The sequence below is a fragment of the Egibacteraceae bacterium genome, assembly GCA_035540635.1.
In the GTDB taxonomy this organism is placed as follows: Bacteria; Actinomycetota; Nitriliruptoria; order Euzebyales; family Egibacteraceae; genus DATLGH01.
The window spans coordinates 1-10,535 of record DATLGH010000103.1 but is presented as its reverse complement, the minus strand read 5'-3'; the positions used below and the strand labels follow the sequence as shown (position 1 = coordinate 10,535).

The window sequence follows — 10,535 nt, the reverse complement described above, 5'->3', positions numbered from 1 at the left end:
CGTCAGCCGCCCCACGCCGGGCGGCGTCCCCGCCGCGCCCCGCGCCGCCCATGCGGCGCCCCGCGCACCGCAGGCGCCGCAGCCCGCCGCGCCCGGCGGGCGCAGGCGGTGGACGGTGCCGCTCGTCGCGGCGTTCCTGGGGGTGGGCGTCCTGCTGCTGGGCCTGGCCACGGGGGTGCTCGACGGCAGCCCCGCCGCCCCCGACGGCGACGGGAGTGGCGGCGGAGGGCTTGCCGCCCCCGCCGCGGTGACGCTGTTCGACCCGGGCGGCAGCGGCAGCGAGGACGACGCCGATCTGCCCGCGATGCTCGACGGCGACCCGTCCACGGGCTGGCGGTCGGTGGGCTACAACACGCCCGACTTCGGCGGTCTCAAGCCGGGGCTGGGCTTCGCGATCGACCTCGGCGCACCCCACGCCGTCGCCGGCCTCGCGCTGCGCACCGGCACCCCGGGCATCAGCTACGAGGTCCGGGTCGCCGACGGTCCCCGTACCGACCTCGACGGCTGGGAGCCCGTCGGCGGCGCGTCCCACGCGACAGAGCTCACCCAGGTCGACCTCGCGGCGCCCGTGGTGACCCGCTACGTCCTCGTCTGGATCACCGGCGGGCTGCAGCCCGACGGGTCGGGGCGGTACCGGGCACAGGTGTCCGAGCTCGCGGTGATCGGTGACCCGGCGTGACGGCGGACACCCGCAGCGACGACGAGCTCGTGGCCGCCTGGGTCGAGGGGGAGCGTCGCGCGTTCGACGCCCTCGTGGACCGCTACGAGCGGCGGGTGTACGGCATCTGCTACCGCTACTTCGGCAACGCGTCGGACGCGGAGGACGCGATGCAGGAGACGTTCGTCGCGGTGCTGCGCCGGGGGGGGACCTACTCGGGCACGGCTGCCTTCTCGACGTGGCTGTACCGGGTGGCGACGAACGCCTGCAACGACCTCGCCCGCAAGCGCAGCCGCCGGCCCCGCACGGTGCCGCTCGTCGGCGGGTCCCGGGACGGCGACGCGCCGGACGGCCACGACCCGAGGGTCGACCTGCCGGCGGTCGAGGACCTGCTCGCCAACCGCGAGCTCGGGCTGGAGCTCGCCGCTGCGCTGCGCGGCATCGACGCCGAGCATCGGGAGGCGGTCGTGCTCCACGACGTCTACGGCGTGCCCTACCACGAGATCGCCGCGCGCTGCGGCGTGGCCGTCGGCACGGTGAAGTCGCGCATCCACCGCGCGCACGCCCGCCTCGCCGCCGCCCTGTCCCACCTCGACGACACCTCCCGCGGGGGATCGCCCCCGCCCCCGGGGGAACCCTCCACGCGCGCGCAACCTCCTACCTCCACACCATGACCGACGCTCACCACCCCAACCCCTCCGCGCCCGGCCCGGGCGACGGCGAGCTCATGGCCGCCTACCTGTCCGGCGACCTCGACGACGCGACCGCGGCCGTGCTCGAGCGGCGCCTGCCCGACGAGCCGGAGCTCGCCCGCCTGCTCGACGACACCGCCCGCGTGCTCGTCGCCCTGCGCGGCGTCGACGAGGTCGCCGCTCCTCCGGGGGCCGGGGAGCGGTTGCGGCTGCGCCTCGCCGCCGAAGCCGCCGAACCCCGCGCCGCCGCGGCCGTGAGCGAGCCGGCGGACGGGGGGGGTGAGCCCGTCGCCGTGGCGGCGCTGTCCTCCCGCCGGCGCGCCGTGCCGTGGGCGGCGGTGGCCGGCGTGGCCGCCGGGTTGGCCGCATTCGCCCTCGTCGGCGGGGGGCTCGTGCAGGGGTTTGGCGACCGCGGGACGATGCCCGCCGAGGACAGCGCCACGGACACCGATGTGGCGATGGAGGAGAGCGCCGGCGACTCGGGTGTGGCCCTCGAGGAGCACGGTGGGGGCGCGGGGGAGAGTGCCGGCGACTCGGCCCAGCGGTCCAGCGCCTCCGCGGACGGCGCCCGTGAGCCCGCCGCGGCGCCGTTCGGCGACCAGCAGCTGTCCGCGCCGCCGCCGACCGGTCGCGCACCGCTCGTCGTGGACGCCGAGATCGCCCTGGCGGGCCCGAACGAGGTCCGCGCCCGCTACACGGCTGCGCCGGAGGCGACCAGCCTGCTCGGCGAACCGCTGCCCGCCGCGGTCGAGCGGGCGGCCGTCTACCGCGGGCAGGTCGCCGCCGCCGAGGCGTTCCGTTCGGGCGTCCACCCCGGCGACTGCCTCGACGACGTGGGGGAGGGCAGCCCCCTGCTGCCCGCCCGGGTGGAGTCGGCGACGTTCGCGGGTCAGCCGGCGCTCGTGTACCTCCTCGTGCGTGCGAACCCCGACGCGGCGGCCCTCGACCGGGTCGAGGCGTGGGTCGTGGAGCCCGAGGGCTGCGTCACCCGGCTCGCGCTCGACGTCACGTAGCCGCGCTCGGAAGGGCCGTGGAAGCGCCCCGCCGATCGGGTGCTCGTCGCGCGCGGTGAAGGAGCGGCTCGCCGCCCCGGTAGTGTAGAGAGGCAGGGAATAGCGCCGCGGGGGCACGGGTTGCCCCCCGACAAGCCTGTCGAACGAGGAGTGAGCCGATGGTCACGGCGGACCACGAGGTTGTCATCATCGGGTCGGGGCCTGCGGGCCTCACCGCGGCGCTCTACGCCGCCCGCGGCGACCTCGAACCGGTCGTGTTCGAGGGCCGGGAGGCCGGCGGCCAGCTCATGCTCACGACCGACGTGGAGAACTACCCCGGCTACCCCGAGGGGCGCATGGGCCCGGAGATGATGGCCGACCTGCGCAAGCAGGCGGAGCGCTTCGGGACCCGCTACGTGACCGTCGACGTCGACGAGGTCGACTTCACGAACGGCTCGCCGTTCAAGGTCGTCGTCGGCGACGACGTCTACTGGTCCCGGGCGGTGATCGTGGCGACCGGTGCGACCGCCCGGTGGCTCGGCCTGGAGAACGAGCGCCGGTTGACCGGTCGCGGGGTGTCGAGCTGCGCGACGTGCGACGGGTTCTTCTTCCGGGACCGGGAGCTCGTCGTGGTCGGTGGGGGGGATTCGGCCATGGAAGAGGCCGGGTTCCTCACGAAGTTCGCCACGAAGGTGACGATCGTGCACCGCCGCAACGAGCTCCGGGCCTCGAAGATCATGCAGGACCGCGCGTTCAAGAACGACAAGATCGAGTTCATCTGGGGCGCCAGGGTCGTCGACGTGCTCGGTGAGGACGCCGTCGAGGGGGTCATGCTCGAGGACGTCGATAGTGGGGAGCGCCGGGAGCTGCGCACCGACGGGCTGTTCGTCGCGATCGGTCACGACCCGACGACGAAGCTGTTCCAGGGTCAGCTCGACCTCGACGAGGAGGGCTACATCAAGGTGGCCGAGCCGTCGACGGCGACGAACGTGCCGGGGGTGTTCGCCGCCGGTGACGTCGTCGACCGCCACTACCGGCAGGCGGTCACCGCCGCGGGGATGGGCTGCAAGGCGGCGATGGACGCCGAGCGCTTGCTCGGGGCACCGCCCGACTCGAGCACATGGTGACCGGTCCTCGGGCGGCTCGGCAATGCGGTGCGTCGGCGTTGCGCGACGTTCCGTGAACTTTTCGGTCGGACAGTTGCGCGCCCGTGCCCGGTGCGGTGTAGGCTGGGCCACAAGCCAAATCCGCGGTTCGGCTGTCCCCCCGTCATCCGAACCGCGCGCGAGGGGCGCTTCGTGCGCCCCTCGCTTCTCTTTCCCCGCGCCGCCGCCAGGCCGCCCGTGTCCACCCCTGTGGGGTGACCGGTTGCTCTCGGCAGGCCCCGGGAATACCGCGTCTCGGGAGCCGGTTGCAGCAGGCAGCACCCACACCCGACCCGTCACGAGAAGGACAGCGTGCGATGAGTGAAGTGAAAGCCGTCACCGACCAGGACTGGGAGACCGAGGTCCTCGGCTCGGACCAGCCCGTGATCGTGGACTTCTGGGCGGAGTGGTGCGGTCCGTGCCGGATGGTGGGTCCGGTCCTCGAGGAGATCGCCGGCGAGCAGGCGGGCGCGCTGAAGGTCGTCAAGCTCAACGTCGACGACAGCCCCACCACCGCGCGCAACTACAAGGTGATGTCCATCCCCACCATCATGGTGTTCCAGGACGGCGTGGAGAAGAAGCGCCTCGTCGGGGCGCGCAGCAAGAGCCAGCTGCTCGCCGAGGTCGACGAGTTCATCTCCGCCTGACAACGGCCGCCGGCGCCTGCCGCCGCAGCGCGGCCCCCTACACTCTGGGGCTGTGACCCCGATCATCCGCTACGGTGAGGCCAACCGTGCGGTGCGTGACGTCCAGCACCGGCTCGTCCGGGCGCTCGATGCGGAGCTCGCCGTCGACGGGGTGTTCGGGGAGGCCACACGGGAGGCGGTGCGGCGGTTCCAGCGGGACCGCGGCCTGGCCGCCGACGGCATCGTGGGCCCCGAGACATGGCGCAGCCTCGTCGAGGCGGGCTACGCCCTCGGCGACCGTCTCCTGTGGCGCACACGGGTGATGATGCGCGGTGACGACGTACGCGAGCTCCAGCGCCGCCTGAACCAGCTCGGCTTCGACGCGGGCAGCGAGGACGGCATCTTCGGTCCGCTCACGCAGGCCGCTGTCGAGGACTTCCAGCGCAATGTGGGGCTCGACGTCGACGGGGTGGCGGGCCCGGAGACCGTCGAGGTCCTCCGTCGCATGCGCCGGGACCACCAGCGGAGCGGGGTCGGCATCCGCGCACGAGAGCGGGAGGCCCTCCGGCGGCTGTCCAGCCGGGGGCTCGTGGGGGCGCGGGTGCTCGTGGACCCGTCGCACGGCCCCGGCGACGCCGGTCACGTCGGCCCCTCCGGCGTGAGCGAGGCGGAGGTCAGCTGGCAGATCGCCTCCCGGCTTGCCGCACGCCTGGGTGCACAGGGCGCATACGTCCTGCTCGGGCGGGGTCCCCGCAACAATCCGAGCCCGAGCGACCGCGCTCGCCTGGCCAACGACCAGGGCGCCGAGGTGGTCGTGTCCGTCGGGGTCAACGCCCTCGACACGCCGGCTGCGGGCGGATCCGCGGCCTACTACTACGGGGGGGCCCACTTCGTCTCGGAGGCGGGCTACCGCCTCGCCGCGCTCGCCAGCCAGCGGATGGTCGCCGCCGGATGGGTGCCCGACTGCCGGGTGCATCCCATGACGTGGGCGCTCCTGCGTGAGACCCGCATGCCAGCCGTCGTCGTCGAGCCGGGGTTCATCACCTGCCCGGCTGACGAGGCCCGCCTCCTCGACCCCGGCTGCCAGGAGGGACTGGCCGCGAGCCTGGCCGACGCGGTCGCGGCGTTCTTCGCCGTCGGCGCGTCCGACGAGGCCGTGCCCGTGGCCCTCTGAGCCCCGCGCTGCCTTACCGGTGCGGCAGGGCCGGCACCGAGCGGGCCGGCGCCGGCGCGCGTTCGCGACGGCCGAGCGCCGCGGCGACGCCCTCGACGGCCGCTGACAGAGACTCCTGCCAGCGCACGGTGTGCCGCAGGTCGAGGCGCAGCCGGGGGGTCGTCGGATGCTCACGCAGCACCGCGAAGCCGTTCGCGAGGAGGAACCCCTCGTCGAGCATGCAGCGCGCGGCGCGGCCGTTCGTCCCGCGCCGGTCGGCGTAGGCCTCGAGGGCGCGCCCGCCGCGCCGCGAGGTCTCCCGAAGCACGCTCTGGAGCAGGACGCGCGCGAGTCCGGCCTCGCGAAAGGCTGGATCGACCCACAAGGTCGCGAGGAGCAGCGCGTCGTCGGACACGCCACCGAGGCGAACCGCCCTCGGGTAGTGCGTGCCGGGTGCGAAGGCGGCGAACCCGACACAGCTGCCGTCGATGTAGGCCGCTTTGCCGGGCGTGCCCCACTCGAGCTGCGTCGCCTGCCACCAGGCCTCCTTGCGCTCGCGGCCGACGGCGGAGTCCGTGGCGGGTCCGCGGGGCGCGTCCGCCACCTCCCAGAACACGCACGCGCGGCAGCCCTCGGGGACGTCGTCGAGGTTGGCGAGCGTGAGGTCGTGCAGGCGGCGGCTCATGGCCGGGGCGGGCTCTCGTCCTCGGGATCCCCTGCGGGGGCGGCCGGCTCGGGCCGGCGCGGCGTGAGGAACGCCGCGGCGGCACCCGCGGCGAGCCCGAGCAGCAGGCCGATCACCGCGCGGACAACCGGCGGCGGCCCGGTGTCGGAAGAGTGCGGGAGTGCGCCCACGCCTGCCTTCCTCGTCGCTTGGCCCGAAGTGTAGCGGCACGCCGCCGAAGGGCGGGTGTACAGTCGACAAGCGCCCGTGGACGGCGGGTCGAGGGCGAAAGGGGTGTGTTCGTGGGCGAGATCCAGCCCGACCGCTACCGGGCCCGCTACGCGCAGCGCACCCAGGGCATGATCGCCTCGGAGATCCGCGCCCTCTTCGCCGTCGCGAGCCGCCCGGAGGTCGTGTTCCTCGCAGGCGGCATGCCGTACACGGCCGGCCTCGACTTCGACGCCGTCTCGCAGGTGACCGAGTCGGTGATCCGAGACGTCGGCGCGACGGCGTTGCAGTACGGCGGCGGCCAGGGCCTGCCGGAGCTTCGCGAGCGGCTCGTCGACGTCATGGCGGCCGAGGCCATCCCCGCGCACGCCGACGACCTCGTCGTGACGAGCGGCGGTCAGCAGGGTCTCGACCTCGTGGCGAAGCTGTTCTGCGACCCCGGTGACGTCATCCTCGCCGAGGGGCCCTCGTATGTCGGGGCCCTCGGCGCCTTTTCGGCGTACCAGACCGCCGTCGTCCACGTGCCGATGGACGAGCAGGGGCTCATCCCCGACGCGCTCGAGCAGACGCTGGGCTGGCTGCGCGACAGCGGCCGGACGGCGAAGTTCCTTTACACCGTGCCGAACCACCAGAACCCCGCAGGGGTCTCCCTCTCGACGGCACGCCGGGAGCGTCTGCTCGAGCTCGCGGGGCACTTCGACCTGCTCGTGGTCGAGGACAACCCCTACGGCCTGCTCGACTTCAAGGGGGAGATTCGGCCGGCCCTCAAGTCATTAGACTCCGAACGAGTTGTGTACGTGGGGACCCTGTCGAAGGTCTTCGCCCCCGGCATCCGCATCGGCTGGGTAGCGGCGGAGGGTCCTGTCCGCGACAAGCTCGTCCTGCTCAAAGAGGCTGCGGACCTCTGCCACTCGAACTTCACGCAGTACGTGGCGCAGCGCTGGCTCGCCGACCAGCCCTGGTTCGAGCAGGTCTGCCAGTCCCGCGAGGTCTACCGCGAACGCTGCGGAGCCCTGCTCGACGCACTGGCGAGCGAGATGCCCGGGGACTGCTCGTGGAGTGAACCGACCGGCGGGTTCTTCGTGTGGGCGCGCCTGCCGGAGGGCCTCGACGCCCGCGAGCTGCTCGCCCGGGCGATCCGGGCCCGTGTCGCGTACGTGCCGGGCCAGGCGTTCTACGCCGACGGCGGCGGGGGGGATCACCTGCGCCTGTCGTTCGGCTTCTCGAGTCCCGAGCGGATCCGCGAAGGGGTCCGGCGCCTCGCGGAGGTGGTGCGCACCGAGATGGAGCTCGTGCGCGCGCTGCGCGTCCGGACGCCGGGGACCGCCCGGCGCCCAACGCCGTCCGGTTCGGCGCCGGGGACCCACCCGGGGACGGCGCAGTGAGCGGGACGCAGGAGTCGCTGCGGGTCGCCGTCCTCGCCGGCGGGCTGTCCCTCGAGCGTGAGGTCAGCCTTCGCTCCGGTCGACGCGTCGCCGAGGCGCTCACCGACCGGGGACACCGGGTCACCCGGCTCGACCTCGACGAGGGGCTCGTCGACCGTCTCGTCGACGCGGACGTCGACGTCTGCTACCTCGCACTGCACGGCAAGGCGGGGGAGGACGGCACGATCCAGGGACTGCTCGACCTGCTCGGCCTGCCCTACACCGGGCCTGACGCCATCGCCTCGGCGATCGCATGGGACAAGGGGGTGTGCAAGGGGTTGCTCGTGCGCGCCGGGCTCACAACCCCCGACTGGATCGCCCTCTCCTCCGACGCGATCCAGGACATGGGCGCCGCCCAGGCCCTCGACCGCGTCGTCGAGCGGCTCGGCCACGAGCTCATCGTCAAGCCCTCCCAGGGGGGCGCCTCCATGGGTGTGCGGCGGGTGGGGGCCGAGGAGGCCCTCGCCACAGCGCTCGTCTCGGCGTTCAGCTACCACGACGTTGTCCTCGTCGAACGGTTCATCTCGGGCGCCGAGGTGGCCGTGTCGGTGGTCGACCGGGCGGCGCTGCCCGCCGTCGAGGTCGTGCCCCGGGCCGGGGCCTACGATTTCGCCGCCCGCTACACCCACGGGGCCACGGAGTTCTACGCCCCCGCCCGGCTCGACGACGCGACCCTCGAGCGCTGCCGTCAGGCTGCGGTCGACGCCTACGAGCTCGTCGGCTGCCGAGACGTGAGCCGCGCAGACCTCATCGTGGATGACGCCGGCCAGCCCTGGTTGCTCGAGCTCGACACCTGCCCGGGCATGACGGAGACGTCGTTGCTGCCGATGGCCGCGCACGCGGCGGGGTGGGACTTCCCCAGCCTGTGCGAACGCATCATCCTGCTCGCCGCCGCCCGGGGCGCGGGCCGCGCGCCGCGGACCGCGCCGGTCGTGTCGCCGTCAGGGCCCTGAGCGCCGCCGAGGGCCCGCGCGGGGGGATACCATCACCCCGCTCTGCCCCGGAACCGGCCCCCGCGGCCAAATGAGCGCGTTTTCCCTGGTCAGCGGCCCCTGCCCCGGGCGCACAGGACCGCTCAGGCGGGTTCGCTCAGCAAATCCTCACCCGTGCCCCTCGCGAGTACCGCGAGCAGCCGTTCGAGGTCCTCCTGGCCGGCATAGTCGATCACGAGCCGTCCGCGTTTCGGCGTCCCCGCTATCCGCACGCGTGTGGCGAGCACATCCGACAGGCGCCGCTGGAGGCTGGCGTAGGGCGACGCCGCCCGCTGCGCGGCGGCGCGGCCCAACGCGTCGAGCGCGTCGCGCCCGTCCCCGCTCGGGGCGGCGAGCAGCCGGCGGACCAGCTCCTCGGTCGCACGGACCGACAGGCCCTCCGCGACGACGCGACGCCCCACCTGCTCCTGGCGCGCCCGATCGTCAAGGGCGAGTAGCGCCCGGGCGTGACCGGCGGACAGGCTCCCTCGGGCCACCGCGTGCTGAAGCTCCACGGGGAGGTTGAGCAGCCGGATGGCGTTGGAGATCGCCGATCGCGACCGGCCGAGCTTTGCCGCCAGCGCCTCATGGGTCATCCCGAAGTCGTCGAGCAGCTGCTGGTACGCCGCAGCCTCCTCGAGCGGGTTGAGGTCGCTGCGGTGGAGGTTCTCCACGAGCGCCTCGGTGAGGAGGTCGTCGTCACCGGACTCGCGCACCACGGCGGGGATCTCCGTCAGCCCCGCCAGCCGGGCGGCGCGCACCCGTCGCTCGCCGGCGATGAGCTCGAACCGTCCGTCCCCCGCAGGCCGCACGACGATCGGCTGGAGCACGCCGATCTCCCGGAGGGAATGCGCGAGCTCTTCGAGCTCCGCGTCGTCGAAGACCCCTCGTGGCTGGCGGGGGTTGGGCGCTATCGAGGTCAACCTGAGACTGAGAAAGCCCCCCAGACCCGGCGCGCTCGACGGAATGAGCGCGCTCAACCCCCTTCCCAGCCCGCCAGGTCGGCTCATAGTCGCGCTCCCTCCGTCCGCGGTGCCTCGGGGTCCCTCTCATCGCTCTGGAGGCGCTCGAGCAGCTCCTTCGCCAGGCGTCGGTACGCCATCGCGCCGCGTGACGTCGGATCGAACACGGTGATGGGCTGGCCGAACCCCGGTGCCTCCGCGAGCCGGACCGAACGCGGGATGCGGGTGGTGAACACCCGCTCGCCGAAGTGACCGCGCACCTCCTCCACCACCTGCTGGCTGAGGCGGGTGCGGGCATCGAGCATGGTGAGGACGAATCCCGTCACGTCGAGATCCGGGTTGAGCTGCGAACGGATGAGGTCGGCGTTTCGTCGCAGCGCCCCGAGGCCCTCGAGTGCGTAGTACTCGCACTGGATCGGCACGATGAGGCCGTCACCGGCGGTCAGGGCGTTCACCGTGAGCAGTCCGAGGCTCGGCGGGCAGTCGATGACGACGACATCGAACTCCAACCGGATGGGTTCCAGGGCCCGCCGCAGCTTCTGCTCGCGGTTGAACGCGCTCACGAGCTCGATCTCCGCGCCGGCAAGGTCGAGATTCGACGGCACGACGAAGAGGTTGCGGACGCTCGTCGGCTCGATGGCGTCATCGATGTCGATCCCGCTGACGAGCACCTCATAGATGGTCGGCCGGTTCGGCGGGACGCGGATCCCCACACCGGACGTCGCGTTGCCCTGGGGATCAAGGTCGACGAGCAGCACCCGGCACCCGAGGTCGGCGAGGGCAGCGGAGACGCTCACCGCCGTCGTTGTCTTGCCCACACCCCCCTTCTGGTTGGCGATGGTCAGCACCCGGGCACGCGCGAAGCGGAAGGGAGGGGGAGCGCCAGGCGGCGACTGCTCCGGGGCCGGGCCGGGCTCCCCGGGCGCGGCTGGCGCTGCCTCCGCTGCCTCCGCCTCCTCGGGCGGATCGGAGGCCGCCCCGCCTGGCAGGTCCTCGGCCAGGGCCCCCGCATCTCCGCCC

12 protein-coding genes are annotated in these 10,535 nt (G+C 73.6%); 8 read left to right on the top strand and 4 right to left on the bottom strand.

Annotated features, from left to right (window positions below):
• From VM324_15635 to VM324_15610, 6 genes are all read left to right on the top strand, one after another.
• Positions 1-679 (top strand): discoidin domain-containing protein (locus VM324_15635; GenBank protein HVM00720.1); only part of this gene is annotated, 679 nt, incomplete at its 5' end.
• Positions 676-1,332, top strand: a complete 657-nt coding sequence (locus tag VM324_15630; protein ID HVM00719.1) for an RNA polymerase sigma factor — start codon at positions 676-678, stop codon at positions 1,330-1,332. The genes VM324_15635 and VM324_15630, both read left to right, overlap by 4 nt.
• On the top strand, positions 1,329-2,363 hold the full coding sequence (locus tag VM324_15625) for a hypothetical protein (protein HVM00718.1): 1,035 nt from the start codon (positions 1,329-1,331) through the stop codon (positions 2,361-2,363). Before VM324_15630 ends, VM324_15625 begins: the two co-directional genes overlap by 4 nt.
• Before the next feature lie 158 nt (positions 2,364-2,521).
• Positions 2,522-3,469, top strand: coding sequence for a thioredoxin-disulfide reductase (gene trxB / locus VM324_15620; GenBank protein HVM00717.1), 948 nt, complete (start codon positions 2,522-2,524; stop codon positions 3,467-3,469).
• A 335-nt stretch (positions 3,470-3,804) separates the two neighbouring features.
• Positions 3,805-4,134 carry a thioredoxin gene (gene trxA, locus VM324_15615; protein ID HVM00716.1) on the top strand — a complete coding sequence of 110 codons (330 nt, stop codon included), beginning with the start codon at positions 3,805-3,807 and terminating at the stop codon, positions 4,132-4,134.
• Positions 4,135-4,186: 52 nt separating this feature from the next.
• Positions 4,187-5,287, top strand: a complete 1,101-nt coding sequence (locus tag VM324_15610) for a peptidoglycan-binding protein (protein ID HVM00715.1) — start codon at positions 4,187-4,189, stop codon at positions 5,285-5,287.
• 13 nt (positions 5,288-5,300) lie between these two features.
• Here the strand turns inward: VM324_15610 and VM324_15605 are convergent, their stop codons facing one another.
• On the bottom strand, positions 5,301-5,951 hold the full coding sequence (locus VM324_15605; protein HVM00714.1) for a GNAT family N-acetyltransferase: 651 nt from the start codon (positions 5,949-5,951) through the stop codon (positions 5,301-5,303).
• The gene (locus VM324_15600) at positions 5,948-6,121 is read right to left on the bottom strand and encodes a hypothetical protein (protein ID HVM00713.1); all 174 of its coding nucleotides are present in this window, start codon (positions 6,119-6,121) and stop codon (positions 5,948-5,950) included. Before VM324_15600 ends, VM324_15605 begins: the two co-directional genes overlap by 4 nt.
• Before the next feature lie 111 nt (positions 6,122-6,232).
• Between VM324_15600 and VM324_15595 the strand changes: the two genes are divergently transcribed.
• Both VM324_15595 and VM324_15590 read left to right on the top strand, forming a co-directional pair.
• Positions 6,233-7,543: a PLP-dependent aminotransferase family protein gene (locus tag VM324_15595; GenBank protein HVM00712.1), complete on the top strand. Its 1,311-nt coding sequence runs from the start codon at positions 6,233-6,235 to the stop codon at positions 7,541-7,543.
• Positions 7,540-8,535, top strand: coding sequence for a D-alanine--D-alanine ligase (locus tag VM324_15590; GenBank protein HVM00711.1), 996 nt, complete (start codon positions 7,540-7,542; stop codon positions 8,533-8,535). The genes VM324_15595 and VM324_15590 overlap by 4 nt, the downstream gene beginning before the upstream one ends.
• 122 nt (positions 8,536-8,657) lie before the next feature.
• Here the strand turns inward: VM324_15590 and VM324_15585 are convergent, their stop codons facing one another.
• Both VM324_15585 and VM324_15580 read right to left on the bottom strand, forming a co-directional pair.
• Positions 8,658-9,476, bottom strand: a complete 819-nt coding sequence (locus VM324_15585; GenBank protein HVM00710.1) for a ParB/RepB/Spo0J family partition protein — start codon at positions 9,474-9,476, stop codon at positions 8,658-8,660.
• An 83-nt stretch (positions 9,477-9,559) separates the two neighbouring features.
• Positions 9,560-10,535 (bottom strand): ParA family protein (locus VM324_15580; GenBank protein HVM00709.1); only part of this gene is annotated, 976 nt, incomplete at its 5' end.

Coding starts and splice junctions, on each gene's coding strand:
- trxA (HVM00716.1), top strand. CDS start 3,805: ATGAGTGAAGTGAAAGCCGTCACCGACCAGGACTGGGAGACCGAGGTC.
- VM324_15605 (HVM00714.1), bottom strand. CDS start 5,951: ATGAGCCGCCGCCTGCACGACCTCACGCTCGCCAACCTCGACGACGTC.
- VM324_15625 (HVM00718.1), top strand. CDS start 1,329: ATGACCGACGCTCACCACCCCAACCCCTCCGCGCCCGGCCCGGGCGAC.
- trxB (HVM00717.1), top strand. CDS start 2,522: ATGGTCACGGCGGACCACGAGGTTGTCATCATCGGGTCGGGGCCTGCG.